This is a genomic window from Micromonospora sp. DT46 (genome assembly GCF_049841735.1).
GTDB classification, from domain to species: Bacteria; Actinomycetota; Actinomycetes; order Mycobacteriales; family Micromonosporaceae; genus Micromonospora; species Micromonospora reichwaldensis.
On record NZ_JBNCKW010000017.1, the window covers coordinates 1 to 15046 of the forward strand.

Here is a 15046-nt window from a genome sequence, read left to right on the forward strand (position 1 = left end):
GCCGGGTGTGCGGTTCGTGGGTGTGACCGGGGGCATCGTGGGGGCGGAATCGTGGCGGGGGCGGGGTCGTTACACCCTGCGTACGACGGAGCAAGACCACCGCCGAGGTCACGCCGCCCCGATGGGTTGGCGGGCCCGGGACCCCCGGAATGATGGCGGGCCGGCGGTGGTTACACATGGTCCGGCCGACGTGAGGGCGTCCCCCCGCCCCGCGCAACAGCCCGGCCCCCTTTCGCCCCGCACGGGTCGGACATCCGGCCGGCAGGGCCGATCTGATCTTTCCTCCGGCTTGATCGTCGGAGATCCTCTCCAGGTTTCGCTGGAGATCCCCGTGAGTTCGTATGAGCGCCGACGGTGCTTGCATCCGCGTGAAGCCGATCCCCCTCGGTGTGGGTGCCAACCCCCGAATGGAGCGTTTCTGATGAACACGATCATTCGTAAGAGCGTTCTTGGTGTTGCTGGTCTCGCGTTCGCTGGTGGCGTGTTCGCCGGCCCGATGACCGACACCGCCCACACCAGTGCCCCGTCCGTGGACGCCACGGCGGTGGCGGTGGCCGTGCAGGCCGACAAGCCGTCGGTCGACAAGGCCAAGCTGATCCCGCACGGCGTGCAGGGCGCCCAGTCGCACGTTGACCTGTCGGACGAGCAGGTCGCGAACGTGAAGGCGATCATCGCGGCGACGAAGAAGGCCGGCATGGACGAGCGGGCCGCCGTGGTCTCCATCGCCACCGCGTTGCAGGAGTCGAAGCTGGAGAACCTGGGTCATCTGGGTGACCGCAACGACCACGACTCGCAGGGCCTGTTCCAGCAGCGTCCGTCCTCGGGTTGGGGCACGATCGAGCAGATCACCGATCCGGAGTACTCGACCATGGCGTTCCTGAAGGGTCTGAAGCAGGTCGACGGGTGGCAGGACATGCCGCTGACGAAGGCCGCGCAGACGGTGCAGGTGTCGGCGTACCCGGACCACTACGCCCAGTGGGAGCAGCAGGCCGCTGACCTGGTGGCCGAGCACTGGAACAGCTGACAGCAGTAGCCGAATCGCCGCTGGCCGGCACCCCACCTCGGGGTGCCGGCCAGCGGCGTCTGCGGCGGGTGGACCCCTTCAGCGGGGAGCCGTGGCGTGGACCCTGACGATCACGGCGGTGGCGTTGTCGTCGCCGCCGGCTTCCAGGGTGCCGTGGAGCAGGTCCCGCACCGCCTCCTCCGGTCGCGGTGCCGCCAGGAGTTCCCGCATCAGGTGATAGTCGACCTGGTCGCTGACGCCGTCGGTGCAGAGCAGCCAGACGTCGCCGGGGCGCAGCGACACCGCGAGCAGGTCCGCCTCCGGCTCGTCACGTGGAAGTTCCAAAAATCCCGCGTGACCCACGTCACCCCAGGTCGCGCCTCGTTGGGCAGGGCATGGACGTCTTCTCCCGAACGTTCCTCCCGGCCGCCTCCGAGGCCGGGCTGGCGGTGCAGACCGTCACCCGGCACATGCCGGTCTTCCGACGCTGCGTCGGTTCCGGCGACGCCACCATCCTCGTCACCCGGTGCGCCCGGCCGGACCGCCCGATGGCCGGCGAGTATCTGCTCCTGCTGACCCACCGACGGCTGGTCGTCACCCAGCAGACCCGCGTGCTGCACCGGCTGCGCCTGCACCTCAACACGGAACTGCGGGAGCTCAGCAACGTCACCTGGAGCCCCGACCCGCGCCTGCAGTCGGTCGAGATGGCCGCCACCGCGATCGACGGGATCCGCGAGCGGTTCCTCATCCGCACCCGCCACCCGAAGCAGGTGTGGCAGCTCGACGCGCTGCTCAACCACGCCTTCCGGACCCGGCTGCGGACGCCCCGGGAGCGGCTCGTCGCCACCATCGGCGAGGTGCCGCCGGTCGCGCGGCCCGTCGCCTTCCGGCCCGCCGTGGTGCGCTGACCGTCTTCTTACCGAATCCGAACATCCGCTGACCCGCGCGGCGGTACCGGGTCGGCAATCATGGGCCGGTGACCGTCGACGCCGCGCCTCGCGGGCTCGTCCTCGTGGTGGAGGACGAGCCGGCCATCGCCGACCTGGTCCGGCTCTACCTGACCCGGGACGGCTTCGGCGTACACCTGGAACGGGACGGGGCGGCGGGGCTAACCGCCGCCCGCCGCCTGCGCCCGGTGGCCTGCGTCCTCGACATCGCGCTGCCCGCCCTCACCGGCACCGAGGTCTGCCGCCGCCTACGCGAGGCCGGCGACTGGACGCCGGTCATCTTCCTCACCGCCCGCGACGACGAGGTGGACCGCGTCGTCGGGCTGGAGCTGGGGGCGGACGACTACGTCACCAAGCCGTTCAGCCCCCGTGAACTGGTCGCCCGGGTGCGGGCGGTGCTGCGACGCACCGCCGGGACGCCCGAGGGCACGGGCCTGCCCCGGGTCGTCGGCGCGGTGGCCCTCGACCCGACCCGCCGCACGGTGACCGCCGCGGGCACCCCGGTCCAGCTCACCTCCACCGAGTTCGACCTGCTGGCGCACCTGATGGCCCGGCCGGGCCGGGTCTTCACCAGGGAGGAGCTGCTCGCCGGGGTCTGGGGCTACGCGGCGCATGCCGGCACCCGGACCGTCGACGTGCACGTCGCACAGGTCCGGGCGAAGCTGGGCGCGGCCGGCGTGATCCGCACCCACCGGGGCGTCGGGTACTCCGCCGATGGCTGAGCCGACCGTCGCGCCGCCGGCGCCGCGGCACCGTCCCGGCCGGACGCTGACCTCCCGCGCGGTGCTGGTCACCTGCGCGGTCGCCCTGGTCTCGGTGCTGGTCACCGCGATCGTCGCGGTGCCCCTGGCGGTACGCGGCGTGGAACGACGCGACCAGGAGGCGCTGGCCGCCCAGGCCCGGCTCGCGGCCGCGGTGCTGCGTCCCAGGCTGGAGACCGGGCGCACCGCCGACGAGGAGCGGATCGTCCGGCAGCTGAACTCCCAGGGCGTCGACGCGTACCTCGTGCGGGGCGGGGTGGCCGAGCGCCCCGGCCTGCCGCCGAGGGTGGTGCGGCGCGTCGCCGAGGGGCGCAACGTGTCGACCCGCCGCCCGCTCGACGGCCGGCGCACGCTGATCGAGGGACGCGCCCTGCCCGGCGGCAACGGGGTGGTGCTGATCCGCTCCCGGCCCACCGCGCCGTGGCGGCAGGTGGTGCCCAGCCTCTGGCTGCCGCTGCTGGCCGGGCTCGCCGCCGGGGTGGCCGCCGGGCTGCTCCTCGCCCGTCGGCTGGCCCGACCGATCCGGCGCGCCGCCGACGCCGCCGCCCGGCTGCGCGCCGGGGACCGGGCGGTACGCGTGCCGGTGGAGCCGCCCGACGAGGTGGCCGACCTGGCGTACGCGCTGAACGGGCTGGCCGCCGCGCTGGCCACGAGCGAGGGCCGGCAGCGGGAGTTCCTGCTCTCCGTCTCGCACGAGCTGCGCACCCCGTTGACCGCGATCCGGGGTTACGCCGAGGCACTGGCCGACGGGGTGATCGGGCCGGCGGACGCGCCCGACGCGGGTCGTACCGTGCTCGCGGAGGCGCAGCGCCTGGACCGGCTGGTCAGCGACCTGCTGGCGTTGGCCCGCCTGGAGGCCGCCGACTTCCCGCTCGAACCGGTGGCGGTGGACCTCGCCCGGCTGGCCGCCGACGCGGGCCGGACCTGGGCCGACCGGTGCGCGAAGGTGGGGGTGCCGTTCCGCGCGGAGGTCCCGGACGCGCCGGTGCCGGTCCACACCGATCCGGGCCGGATCCGGCAGGTGGTGGACGGGCTGCTGGAGAACGCGCTGCGGGTCGTACCGCCGGGGGCGCCGATCGTGCTCGCGGTCCGGGCGGCCGGCGCGGACCCGCTGGCGGGCGGCGTCGTCGAGGTCCGCGACGGCGGACCGGGCCTCACCGACGACGACCTGGCGGTCGCCTTCGAGCGCGGCGCCCTGCACCAGCGCTACCGGGGGGTGCGCAAGGTCGGCAGCGGGTTGGGGCTGGCGCTCGCCGCCGGCCTGGTCCGCCGGCTCGGCGGGGACGTCGCGGCCGGGCACGCGCCGGAGGGCGGCGCCGCGTTCACCGTCCGGCTGCCCCCGGATCCTTACCGGATCCGAACATCGCTCTGACCCTCCGCTCGCCGGTGGGCGGGAGGCTGGGATTCCACGGACGAGAGGGAGACCCATGGCACGTTGGGGAATCGCCACCACCACGCTGCTCGCGGCGGTCGCGCTCGGCGTCGGCGGATGCGGTGCCGCCGGACCGGCCGGTCAGCCGGCCCGGGAGACCGCCGTCGAGGTCGCCGCGGCGCTGGGCGCGGAGGGGCAGGCGCTGGCCGCGCTGGGCTTCGACGCCGGCGACCTGGACGTCGAGCCGCTGGCCGCACCCGCCTCGCCGGAGGCGTCGCCGGGCGCGGCCGGGGAGAAGCGGCGGGAACGCGCCCAGGAGCGCCGCGAGCGCCGGCAGGCCCGGGTGCTGCTGCGGCGGGACGCCCTGCACGGCGAGGCCGTGGTGCGGACGAAGGACGGCGGTACGCGGACCGTCGCCGTGCAGCGGGGCGAGGTGACCGCCGTCGACGGCGACTCGATGACCGTGAAGTCCGCCGACGGCTTCACCATGACCTGGACCTTCGGCGACAAGCTGCGCGTCGTGGAGCGTCGCACGACGATCCGGTCCGCCGACGTGAAGGTCGGCACGACGGTCGGCGTGGCCGGTGCCAAGGAGGGTGACGGCGGGGTCGCCCGCCTGGTCGTCGTGCCGGCCCGGCAGAAGTAGGTGTGCATGTGGCCCGTCGGTGACGGCGGGCCACGCCACGCCGGTCAGCGCGGGCGGTGCCACCCGGGGAGGGCGGCACCGCTCACGCGGGCGACTCAGTAGACGCGGGAGCCGATGAAGTCGTCGTGCCCGTAGCCGACCGGGTTGGCGAAGTTGCGGGACTCGAAGGACCACTGCTGGCGGCTGCTGGTGGAGCAAGCGGCCAGGCGCAGCCGGGGGGTGCCCAGCAGCGGGTTGTCGAACGCCAGGCAGAGGTTGGCGTTGCCGGCCGTCCGGATCTGGTTGCCGGCCAGCACGAACTTCTGGTTGGCGCCGCCGTGGCAGTCGTGGATGTTGACCGCCGTGCCGGCGCTCAGTGATCCGCCCGAGACGTCCAGGCAGCGGTCGTGGGAGAGCTCCGAGTGCAGCGACTGGCGGGTCGGGTCGTACCAGAAGCCCTGGTTGCGCCCGCCGTGACAGCCGTACGACTGCTGGGGGGTGCCGTTGCGCGAGTCGTAGCCCTTGCCGTCGACGCAGGTGCCCGTGGCTGCGTTGCGCAGCTGCTTGAACTCGAAGAGCCCGTCGTAGAGCACGCCGTTGCCGGTGCTGGCCGGGTCCACGCAGGTCGCCCGCTGCCGCCCGGAGTTGACGAACTGGGTGACGCACTGGGCGAACATGCCGTGTCCCCGCTTGTTCGGGTGGAACGACTGCCGGGCCGCGTTCTCGTCCCAGACGCCGATCTCGATGAACAGGCCGCGTACGGAGGTGCTGTCGGTGCACACCTCGTGGCCGTGGAAGAGCCGGCTGGCGTCCAGGTAGCGGGTGCCCGTGTTGGTCGCCGCCGCCCGCAGCGCCGACTCGAACATCGGCACCGCCTTGTTCCGCGCGAACGCGGCGTCGGCCAGGTAGAGCAGGCAGCCGCCCGCGTACCAGCCGGGGAAGTTCGGGTTGTCCTCGACGTCCGGGCTGCCCGGGCTCGGGTACGACATCAGCACCAGCTCGTAGTCCGAGCGCAGGTAGCCGGCGCCGGTCATGGTCTGCCGGATGTCGGTGAGCGCGTCCTCGACCGCCCGCCGGCTGCCGTCGGTGCGGACGCTCCACTGGTCGGTGTAGGTGGGGTGGCAGGCACCCTGGAGGAGGACCCGGCGGACGGCGCAGTCGGTGGCGACCGGGCCGAACTGGATCGTGCCGTCGCCGTTGGCGCCGACCACCACCCAGATCAGCTTGATGTGCGTGTTGCGCGCCTTGACGGCCAGATGGTCGCCCTGGTTCAGCTCGTTGTGCTGGGTGGGCCCGCCCCGGATCAGGTTCCACGGGGTCGCGCCGGAGCAGGCGATGTTGTACTTCTCGTCGGCGGTGAGGCCGGTGCGGAACACCGCCTGGTCGTACGAGCGGTCGCACCAGTTGCCGGGCTCGTGGGTGCCGGGCACGTAGTTGCCTACCCCCTCGCCCGAGATCTCGCTGTCGCCCATGGTGATCAGCGCGGTGCGGCGCTGCTCGATGGGGCGGACGGCGGGCGTGCCGTAGAGCGCGGTGGCCTCGGCGGCGCGGATCGTCTCCAGGTTGGCGGGAAGCGGCTGGACGGCCGGACGGTCGGCCGCGGTGGCGGGGGAGGCCGCTCCGGCGAGCATCGGCAGGACGAGAGCGGCGGCGGCGACGACGGTGAGGGCCCGTCGTCGGGTCGCGCGTTCGCGCCTGGCAGAGGAACCAAGCATCGACGCACTCCTTTCGGCTCGATCGCGGGACGTCGATCGAGTTACCAGAAGGTAGCGTCGGCTTCGAAGTATGTGAATGCATCTCGTAATCGTTGCGCGCAGAGTGCAGAACCGGGCGATCCGGTCGAATCGCGCGGTGGTCGGCTTCCCGACGGGTCAGCTCCCCGGCGGGAGGGCGTAGCCCACGTAGCCCCGGAACTGCACGCGCCAGCCCGCCGGCACCAGCGCCGTGCACGCCGGCCGGCTGCCCGTGCAGACGATGGCGTCCACCGAGGCCGGGTCGGCCGGCGGGCGCCCGGGCAGCGCCGACTGGAGTGCCACCAGCTCCGGCGGGCGGCCGTCCGCGCCGCGCAGCAGCAGCCACCAGGGGTACTCCCAGTTGTCGTTCTGCTGCACCAGGCCGATCCGGCGGGCGTCCGCCGCGCGTACCGCCCCGGCGGCCCAGCGGAACTCCTCCGCCCACTGGGGACGCCGCAGGAACCGGGTGTCCCAGTCGGAGGTGGTGAAGACCGAGCCCGCCCCGACCAGCCGGCGCGGGAAGCCGTACGACACCGCCAGCACCCCGGCCAGCGCGCAGCCGGCCAGCACGCTCACCGCGAGCCCGGCCGCCACCGGCCGCCGTCCACCCCCGCCGCCGGCTCGGCGCCGGAACAGCGCGTCCAGCCAGAGCCCCGCCAGCGGTACGGCCAGCGCCAGCGCGTAGAGCAGCAGGCGGTTGCCCCACGGCTGCCACTTGATCATGGCGGTGTGCAGCAGCACGGCCGCCGCCACGACCACGGCGTACGCGCGCAGCGGACCCGCCTGCGCCGGGGCGACCCGACCGGGCCGGGCCAGCGCGTACGCCGCCCCGATCGCCGCCAGCGCCCCGGCCAGCGGGAAGGCCACCCGGTCCTCGTCCGGGTACCACGACGGCACCGGGAACCGTTCCCGCCCGAAGGTGGTGGCCCGGTCCTGCGGATCCACCCCGATGATCCCGGCAGCGCCGACGATCGCCTCGGCACCCGCTCGACGCAGCGGCGCGAGCGGCGTGTCGAACGCGGTGTGCGCGATCCGCAGCGCGTTGACCAGCAGCGACGGTGGGTCGTGCCGTTCCATCGGAATGGACTCGCGCAGCCGGGGCGGCCCGAGCGGATGCCCGAACTCGGCGGTCACCCGGGCCAGGAACGGCCCGACCACCGCCACCGCCACCAGCAGGATCAGCGCCGACCCGGCGACCGTCCGACGCACCTGCCGCCGCGACCGGACGCCACCGGTCCGGGCCAGCCGGAGCTGGGCCAGCCCCCAGAGCAGCAGCAGCGGCCCGACCGCGACCAGGCCGCTGGTCTTGGTCAGCGCGGTCAGCCCGGTGGCCGCCCCCAGCGCCAGCATCGCCCCGGCCCCGGCGCGCCGGCGCAGCCCGTCCAGCGCCACCGTCGCCGCGCAGGCCACCCAGGCGGCGCAGACCAGGTCCGTCTGGGTGCTGGTCGCCTGGAGCGCCACCATCGGAGTGGTGGCGAGCACGAACGCGGTCAGCAGTTGGGCCCGCCGCCCCCCGCCGAGCTGCGCGGTGATCCGGGTGGCCGCCAGCAGTACGCCGACACCGGCCGCCCACTGCACCAGGTGGTGCAGCGCGTCCCCGCCGGTGAACAGGCGCAGGTGCAGCAGCAGGTACTCGGCGCCGGGCGGGATGGTCACCTGCCGGTGGATGGCGGTGGGCCAGAAGTCCAGGCCGCCCTGCGCCACCCAGTGCTCCACCTTCGGCAGGTGGTAGGTCTGCGAGTCGAAGTTGTTCGGCTCGGCCAGCAGGGCGATCAGCAACTCGACCAGCAGCAGCCCGCCGACCGTGCCGGCGAGCAGCCGTTCACCCCGACCCGCCGTACGCCAGGCGTCAGCCAGCCGGGTCCACCAGCCGGCGTGGCGGGGTGCGACGCGGCGCGTGGCGGCCGGCGGCGGAGGAGGAGGGGGCGGAGCGCCGACGGCCGGGCCGGCCGTCGCGCCGACCAGCGCGGGCTCGGGCGCGGCGACGGCCTCGACGGCGCGGTGTGCGGCGGCGACCACGGCCGTGCCGCGCGCTTCGTCCCGGCGGCGTCGCCAGCCGACGGCGGCGAGCGCGCCGGCGAGGAACGTCAGCCAGGCCACGGCGAACGCCGGCAGGGTGAGCAGCCGCAGCACGCCCAGCAGTTCCACCGTGAGCACCGCGAACGCCCCGGTCACCAGAGCCGCCCGGACCAGCGCGAGGCGCCGCCCCGCCACGGTCCCGGCCGCGACCGGACGGAGCGCGACGGCGAGCAGTCCGATCGCGGCGACCGGCGCCAGGGCGAGCGGGTAGCCGACTGCCGACATGGCGGCAGTAAACACCATGAACCTGAGGTCGCCGCGCCCAATGCCCGCAGTGCTGAACACCGCGTCGTCAACCGCCAGGTTAGGCTAGGGCCGACATATCGTCGCCACCGTGGAGATTCCCGTGAAGCTCTCGATCCTCATGCCGGTCTACAACGAGGAAGAACGCATCGCGGATGCCCTCAAGCAGGCATTGGCGGTCGACTACCCGTGTGAGATCGAGCTGGTCGTGGTCGACGACGGCAGCCGGGACGGCACCGGTGAGGTCCTCGGTCGGGCCGACGACGCGCGCCTGCGGGTCATCACCCACCAGCGTAACGCCGGCAAGGGTGCCGCCATCAAGACGGCGGTCGACAACGCCGAGGGCGACTACATGGTCATTCTCGACGCCGACCTGGAATACGACCCGCTGGACATCCCGAAGCTGCTCGACCCGGTGCTCGACGGGCGGGCCACGGTGGTCTACGGCAACCGCACCTTCGGCAGCCACAGCGCCTACAGCTTCTGGTATGTGATGGGCAACAAGGGCGTCACGATGGCGGCGAACGTCCTGTTCAACTCCTACATCGGCGACCTGGAGACCTGCTTCAAGCTGATGCCGGTGGCGCTCTACCGCTCGCTCGACATCCGCTCGCGTGGCTTCGGCATGGAGGCCGAGGTCACCGGCAAGCTGCTGCGCCAGCGCATCCGCCCCTACGAGGTCCCGATCAGCTACCGCGCGCGGGGCCGCGAAGAGGGCAAGAAGATCACCTGGAAGGACGGCGTCGAGGCGATCTGGATCCTGGGCCGCGAGCGCACCCGCCGCCGCCCCCTCGGCGCCCCGACCCGCTGACCCCTCCCGCCCTCCCGCGTCACCCCCCCGCCACCGCCGGCCTCCACGCCACCGTCGGCCGGCGTGACTCAGCGGCCGGCGTGACTCAGCGGCCGGCCGGCACCGGCGCCGCGTCCAGGAAGTTGGCGACCGAACGGCGCAGCCCGGTGGCGTCCAGCCCGTGCCAGCGGGTGTGGTCCTCGGCCGAGCCGTAGCGGCGCAGCTCCTCCCGTCCCACGCCGAGCGCCAGCAGCCGGCGCGGCCGGTCGGCTAGGGCCGCCGACACCACCCGGGCTGACGTACCGACCAGGTAGGGCTCCACCAGGATCACCGCGTCGCCGGCCAGCGCCCGCAGCCCCGCCGTGTCGAACGGCCGCGGCCGGTGGGTGTAGGCCACCGTCACGCCCAGGTCGGCCACCGCAGCCACCGCCGCGTCCAGCACCGGCCCCACCGCGACCAGCAGCGGTGCGCCCGGCCCCGCGTCCCGGACGACCCGCAGCGCGCCGCCGCCGCCGTACGGCCGGGCGTTGTGCAGCGTCGACAGCCGCAGGTACGCCGAGCCGTCGGCGGCCACCGCGTCCCGCAGCAGCGCCGGCACCTCGTCGGGGTGACCGGGAACGTGCACGGTCCAGCCGTGCAGGGTGTCGATCAGCGAGACGTCGGCCGGCGACAGGTGGGTCCGGCCGGCGGCCGCCCGGTCGTACGACGCGCCGATGCTGACCAGCACCGCGCCCACGCCCTGGTGGTCCAGGTCGAGCTTGAGCTGCTCGTACGCCCGCTCGACGAGGAACGGGGCGTAGCTGTGCGCGATCGGCCGGAGCCCGGTCAGGGCGAGCCCGCCGGCCACACCCACCAGCAGTTGTTCCCGGATGCCGACGTTCAGCACCCGGTCCGGGTGCCGGTACGCGGCCGGCTCGAACGCGTCGGCGGAGATGTCGGCCAGCACCAGGGCCGTACGCGGATCCTCCGCCAGCAGCGCGGTGGTGGTCTCGATGAAACGGTCCCGCACGGTCACTCCCCCTGGTCGACGACCGCGACGACGACGTGCGGCCGGTGGTTGTCGTGCCCGGTCAGGGCCGTGTGCAGGGCGTCGTGGTCGTGCCCGTCGACCGTGGTGGCGGTCCAGCCGTTGACGGTGAACCGGGCCGCGGCGCCGCCCGCCCAGCCGTGCGTGGCGGAGCTGTTGTCGACCACGATCGCGGTCAGGCTGCCCAGCCCGGTCGCCCCCGCGTACGCGATCGCCTCGTGGTTGGAGCCCTCGTCCAACTCCGCGTCGCCGAGCAGTACGTGCACCCGGGGCGTCAGCAGGCCCTGGGCGCGCAGCCCGAGCGCGGTGCCCACGCCGAGCCCGAGCCCGTGGCCCAGCGAGCCGGAGCCGATCTCCACCCCGGGCACCAGCACCCGGTCGGGGTGGTCGCCGAGCCGGCTGGCGGGCCCGCCCTGGTCGTCGAGCCAGTCGGCGGGAACGAACCCCTTCGCGGCGAGTACGGCGTAGTAGCCGGCCACGGCGTGGCCCTTGGAGAGCAGGAAGCGGTCGCGCCCGGGGTCGTCTACGGTCTCCGGGGTGACCCGGAGGACCCGGTCGTAGAGCACCCAGAGCACGTCGACCGTGGAGCGGACGTTCGCGCTGAACTCCCGGCCCGCGCGCACCCGCTCGTACAGCGGCGCGACGGGTCCCGGCAGCGGCGGGGCGCCCGGGTGGCGGGGCGCGGCGGTGGGGTCACGGAGTGGCGCGGCGGTCGGGGCAGGACCCGCGCTGGCGGTGGTCGTGGTCATGCCGCTAGCCTGCAAGTTGAAGTCCACTTCAACTCAAGGCGACGTGATGCACGAGTCTCTGACCATCGGCCAGCTCTCCGTCCGCAGCGGCGTCGCGCCCTCGGCGCTGCGCTACTACGAGCGGCTCGGGCTGATCCGGGCGGAGCGGACGGGCGGCAACCAGCGCCGCTACGCCCGCACCGAGCTGCGCCGGGTGGCTTTCGTCCGGATCTCCCAGCAGGTCGGCATCTCGCTGGAGGAGATCCGGGAGGCGCTGGACTCCCTGCCCGCGTCCCGCACGCCGAGTGCGGAGGACTGGGCGCGGCTCTCCGCGACCTGGCGGGAGCGGCTGAACGAGAAGATCCGGCTGATGACGAAGCTCCGCGACGACCTCGACGGCTGCATCGGCTGCGGCTGCCTGTCCCTGCAACGCTGCACGCTCAACAACCCTGGCGACTCGCTCGCCGGCGAGGGCCCCGGCGCCCGCCTGGTGCTCCCCCGCGAGGTCGCGGATCCGACGCCGACGCCCTGACGCGCCGGGCCAGGCCCGTCCCCGCCGGGGCGGACCGCGCGTCAGCCGGTCGTGAGCAGCACCTTGCCGACGTGGTCGTTCGACTCGACCAGCCGGTGCGCCCGCGCCGCCTCGGTGATCGGCACCCGTCGGTCCACGACCGGCCGGACCGCCCCCGACTCGACCAGCGGCCACACCTGCTCGCGGACGCCGCGTACGATCTCCGCCTTCTCCTCCAGCGGCCGGGACCGCAGCGCGGTGGCCGCGATCGTGCCCCGCTTGGCCAGCAGCGCCCCGAGATCCAGCTCGCCCTTGCGGCCACCCTGCATGCCGATGACCACCAGCCGGCCGCCCGTGGCCAGCGCCGCCACGTTGCGGGGCAGGTAGGCGGCGCCCATGATGTCGAGGATGACGTCGGCGCCCCGGCCGCCGGTGACCCGCCGGACCTCCTCGACGAAGTCCTGCTCCCGGTAGTCGATCGTGTGCGCCGCCCCCAACTCACGCAGCCGCTCGTGCTTGGCGGCCCGGGCGGTGACCGCCACAGTGGCGCCCAGCGCCACCGCGAGCTGGATCGCGAAGGTGCCGATCCCGCTGCCGCCGCCGTGCAGCAGCAGCGTCTCGCCCTTGGCGAGCCGGGCCACCTGCACCACGTTCGACCAGACCGTGCAGGCGACCTCGGGCAGCGCCGCCGCGTCGACCAGATCGACGCCGGCCGGCACCGGCAGGAGCTGCCCGGCCGGCACCGCGACCCGCTCCGCGTAGCCGCCGCCGGCCAGCAGCGCGCAGACCTCCCGGCCCACCTCCCAGCCGGCCACGTCGGGCCCGATCGCGCTGATCACCCCGGAGCACTCCAGCCCGGGGTACGCGGGCGCGCCCGGCGGCGGCGGGTAGTGCCCCTGCCGTTGCAGCAGGTCGGCCCGGTTGACCGCGCTGGCCCGCACGTCGACGACCACCTCGCCCGGGCCGGGCTCGGGATCGGGCACCTCGCTCCAGACCAGTGCGTCGGGTCCGCCGGGCTCCGGGACAGTCATCGCGCGCATGTTCCGTGTCTACCCCATCCGCCCGTCGGTCCACGCCCGGGCCAGGATCTCGTCCACCGTCCGCGCCGGGGTCAGCGCCGAGGTGTCCAGCCAGAGCCCGATCCGGGGCGTCTGCGCCCGGAAGTCCGCGTCCAGGTCGGCGACCGGCCAGTCCCCGTACCCCTTCTTCTCCCGCGCCTCCTCGCGGGCGGCGACGGCCTCGGGGCTCGGCGCGAGCACCACCACCGCCAACGGCCGGTGCCGGATCCGGTCGACCATCGCCGGCAGCTCCGCGCCGAGGACCACGTCCTGGAGCAGCACGGTGAAGCCGGCGGCGGCGTACCGGTCCGCCGCCGACGCGGCGAGGTCGTAGCGCAGCCGCAACTGCCGCCACGCCTCCGGCGACGGCTCGGCGGTCATCTCCTCCCGGCCGCTGACCACCATCCGCCGGAAGACGTCGCCGCGCAGGTGCACCGCGCGGGGCAGCCGCCGGGCCAGCGCCTCGGCCACAGTGGACTTTCCGGCGGCCATGATTCCGCTGATCAGCACCACCGACGGGTTCTCCCACACGCCGTCGATCATGCCAGCGCGGGTGCGGTGCCCGCTCGCCCGCAGCGGGTCCGTGGCAGACTAGGCACGTCGCGCACCCCTTGGGCGCGCGGCCCGGGAGGGTTCGCCTAGTGGCCGATGGCGCTGGTCTTGAAAACCGGTAAGGCAGCGATGTCTTCGTGGGTTCGAATCCCACACCCTCCGCTTCCTGAGCAGCAGAGAGCCTGGGCAACCAGGTGTCGTCAGCAGCGGAGGTAGGTGCCGCACAGCGGCGGCGCGTCGACGCGGCAGACCTTCCAGCCGCCGCCGAGGCCCTTCTCCTCCGTGGTGTGGAAGCGCCACCGGTGGGTGGCGCCGGTGAAGGTGACGTTTCCCGTGGAGTCGACCTCCGTGAACCGGAGGTCCACCATCGCCGAGACCGTGCCGTCCGGGTCGGTCTGCCAGTTGGTCGTCTCGACCCGCACGTCGAACGTGACCTGCGACTCGACCTGTTTGCGCAGGTCGCGAGCCTGCCGAAACAGCTCGTCCTGATTTTCGCCGCACAGGCACCGGTTGATGTCGGGGTTCTCGTCCGGCTGGAAGACCGCCAGGAGGTACGCCTCGGCCGCCGCAGCGGGCGTCTTCTCGCCCCGGCCTGCCTCGATCGCCCTCGTCACCGCCTGCCTGACCGGCGCGCCGATGCAGGCGATCGCGAAGGCGACGGCGGCGGCGACCGTCGCCCGGCGGCGCCACTGCCGGGCGGTGAGCGGCATCTTGAGCACCGGGCGAGACTACGTGCCCGAGCGACGACGGGCAGGGGCGCGAGCCAGCCGGGCGCGTGTCACACGACGGCCAGCGGGCGTACGGGCGAGCCCGTGCCTCCGACGATCGGCAGCGGGGCGAGGACGAACAGGAACTCGCTCACGCCGGCCTCCGCCAGCGAGTCCAGCCGCAGGTGCTCGACGATGTAGATGCCCGCCTCCACCAGCAGCAGGCGGTGGACCGGTAGCACCCGGAACCCGGCGCCGGCAGGGATCTGCTCGTAGGCGGTGGTGTCCGCGCCCGTCAGGGCGACCCCGTGCTCCGCGAGCCAGCCCGCGCCGGAGGGGTCGACGCCGGGCACCCCCGTGTCGAGACCCAGGTAGGCCGCCGGATCCGACCAGTGCCGGGCCCAGCCGGTACGCACCAGCGCCACGTCGCCCTCGGCCAGCTGCACACCCGTACGCCGCAGGCACCGTTCGAGGTCGTCGGCGGTCACGCCGTACCCGCCGGGAAGGACGTCGGCTTCGTGGGCCGCGGCGACGTCCAACAGCACCCCCCGCCGGACGAGCGGCGGAATGGTCTCGGCGCCGTGTACGCCGAACCGGCCACCCGACTGCGCCTCGGCGGCGTCGTGGCCACCGTGCAGCAACCCGTCCTGCGAGATGTGCGACAGCGCGTCGACGTGCGTCCCGACGTGCGCGCCGGTGACGATCAGCTCGCCGGCCGACGAACCGCCGTCGGCACGCACCACGTCGCCGTGCCGGCGGAGCAGGGCCAGGCGGAACCCCGGGTGGTTCGGCGCGCAGGGCATCCCCTCCTCGAACGGCTGGGCGAGGTCGTGGATGGTGACGCCCGCGGCGACGGCGTCCAGGAGTGCGGTCATGGCGGTGATCCTGTCTCTGCGGGGATGACGGATGC

General features: G+C 74.1%; 16 protein-coding genes and 1 tRNA gene. 8 read left to right on the forward strand and 9 right to left on the reverse strand.

The window, feature by feature from the left end; all coding sequences use genetic code 11:
* Positions 1 to 421 precede the first annotated feature (421 nt).
* Positions 422 to 1024, forward strand: a complete 603-nt coding sequence (locus ACLQ20_RS30665; RefSeq protein WP_151456810.1) for a hypothetical protein — start codon at positions 422 to 424, stop codon at positions 1022 to 1024.
* Positions 1025 to 1102: 78 nt separating this feature from the next.
* Here the strand turns inward: ACLQ20_RS30665 and ACLQ20_RS30670 are convergent, their stop codons facing one another.
* A complete protein-coding gene (locus ACLQ20_RS30670) occupies positions 1103 to 1348 on the reverse strand; it encodes a PP2C family protein-serine/threonine phosphatase (protein ID WP_225852439.1) in 246 nt (81 codons plus the stop codon).
* 50 nt (positions 1349 to 1398) lie between these two features.
* Between ACLQ20_RS30670 and ACLQ20_RS30675 the strand changes: the two genes are divergently transcribed.
* The 4 genes from ACLQ20_RS30675 to ACLQ20_RS30690 all read left to right on the forward strand — a co-directional run bounded on the left by ACLQ20_RS30675 (position 1399) and on the right by ACLQ20_RS30690 (position 4729).
* Positions 1399 to 1911, forward strand: coding sequence for a hypothetical protein (locus ACLQ20_RS30675; RefSeq protein ID WP_151456808.1), 513 nt, complete (start codon positions 1399 to 1401; stop codon positions 1909 to 1911).
* Between the two features lie 68 nt (positions 1912 to 1979).
* Positions 1980 to 2672: a response regulator gene (locus tag ACLQ20_RS30680; protein WP_425858300.1), complete on the forward strand. Its 693-nt coding sequence runs from the start codon at positions 1980 to 1982 to the stop codon at positions 2670 to 2672.
* On the forward strand, positions 2665 to 4083 hold the full coding sequence (locus ACLQ20_RS30685; protein WP_425858301.1) for a sensor histidine kinase: 1419 nt from the start codon (positions 2665 to 2667) through the stop codon (positions 4081 to 4083). Before ACLQ20_RS30680 ends, ACLQ20_RS30685 begins: the two co-directional genes overlap by 8 nt.
* A gap of 55 nt (positions 4084 to 4138) precedes the next feature.
* Positions 4139 to 4729, forward strand: coding sequence for a hypothetical protein (locus ACLQ20_RS30690; protein WP_151456805.1), 591 nt, complete (start codon positions 4139 to 4141; stop codon positions 4727 to 4729).
* Between the two features lie 95 nt (positions 4730 to 4824).
* Here ACLQ20_RS30690 and ACLQ20_RS30695 read toward each other — a convergent pair whose 3' ends face one another.
* Positions 4825 to 6423, reverse strand: a complete 1599-nt coding sequence (locus tag ACLQ20_RS30695) for a ricin-type beta-trefoil lectin domain protein (RefSeq protein WP_425858303.1) — start codon at positions 6421 to 6423, stop codon at positions 4825 to 4827.
* A gap of 156 nt (positions 6424 to 6579) precedes the next feature.
* The gene (locus ACLQ20_RS30700) at positions 6580 to 8745 is read right to left on the reverse strand and encodes a hypothetical protein (protein ID WP_425858304.1); all 2166 of its coding nucleotides are present in this window, start codon (positions 8743 to 8745) and stop codon (positions 6580 to 6582) included.
* A gap of 121 nt (positions 8746 to 8866) precedes the next feature.
* On the opposite strand from ACLQ20_RS30700, the gene ACLQ20_RS30705 reads away from it, so the two are divergent.
* A complete protein-coding gene (locus ACLQ20_RS30705; protein ID WP_327031122.1) occupies positions 8867 to 9574 on the forward strand; it encodes a glycosyltransferase family 2 protein in 708 nt (235 codons plus the stop codon).
* 85 nt (positions 9575 to 9659) lie between these two features.
* Here the strand turns inward: ACLQ20_RS30705 and ACLQ20_RS30710 are convergent, their stop codons facing one another.
* Positions 9660 to 10562: a transketolase family protein gene (locus ACLQ20_RS30710; protein WP_425858305.1), complete on the reverse strand. Its 903-nt coding sequence runs from the start codon at positions 10560 to 10562 to the stop codon at positions 9660 to 9662.
* A gap of 2 nt (positions 10563 to 10564) precedes the next feature.
* The gene (locus tag ACLQ20_RS30715) at positions 10565 to 11329 is read right to left on the reverse strand and encodes a transketolase (RefSeq protein WP_425858306.1); all 765 of its coding nucleotides are present in this window, start codon (positions 11327 to 11329) and stop codon (positions 10565 to 10567) included.
* Between the two features lie 46 nt (positions 11330 to 11375).
* Between ACLQ20_RS30715 and soxR the strand changes: the two genes are divergently transcribed.
* Positions 11376 to 11840 carry a redox-sensitive transcriptional activator SoxR gene (gene soxR, locus ACLQ20_RS30720; RefSeq protein WP_421456116.1) on the forward strand — a complete coding sequence of 155 codons (465 nt, stop codon included), beginning with the start codon at positions 11376 to 11378 and terminating at the stop codon, positions 11838 to 11840.
* Between the two features lie 41 nt (positions 11841 to 11881).
* Here the strand turns inward: soxR and ACLQ20_RS30725 are convergent, their stop codons facing one another.
* A complete protein-coding gene (locus ACLQ20_RS30725; protein WP_425858307.1) occupies positions 11882 to 12859 on the reverse strand; it encodes an NAD(P)H-quinone oxidoreductase in 978 nt (325 codons plus the stop codon).
* Between the two features lie 9 nt (positions 12860 to 12868).
* Entirely contained in the window at positions 12869 to 13420 is a 552-nt protein-coding gene (locus ACLQ20_RS30730) for an AAA family ATPase (protein WP_151453773.1), read from the reverse strand.
* A gap of 84 nt (positions 13421 to 13504) precedes the next feature.
* Between ACLQ20_RS30730 and ACLQ20_RS30735 the strand changes: the two genes are divergently transcribed.
* A tRNA-Ser gene (locus tag ACLQ20_RS30735) sits at positions 13505 to 13591 on the forward strand.
* 38 nt (positions 13592 to 13629) lie between these two features.
* On the opposite strand, the gene ACLQ20_RS30740 is transcribed toward ACLQ20_RS30735, so the two are convergent.
* Positions 13630 to 14148, reverse strand: coding sequence for a hypothetical protein (locus ACLQ20_RS30740; RefSeq protein ID WP_425858308.1), 519 nt, complete (start codon positions 14146 to 14148; stop codon positions 13630 to 13632).
* Positions 14149 to 14207: 59 nt separating this feature from the next.
* Entirely contained in the window at positions 14208 to 15011 is an 804-nt protein-coding gene (locus ACLQ20_RS30745) for a cyclase family protein (RefSeq protein WP_425858309.1), read from the reverse strand.
* Between the last annotated feature and the right edge of the window lie 35 nt (positions 15012 to 15046).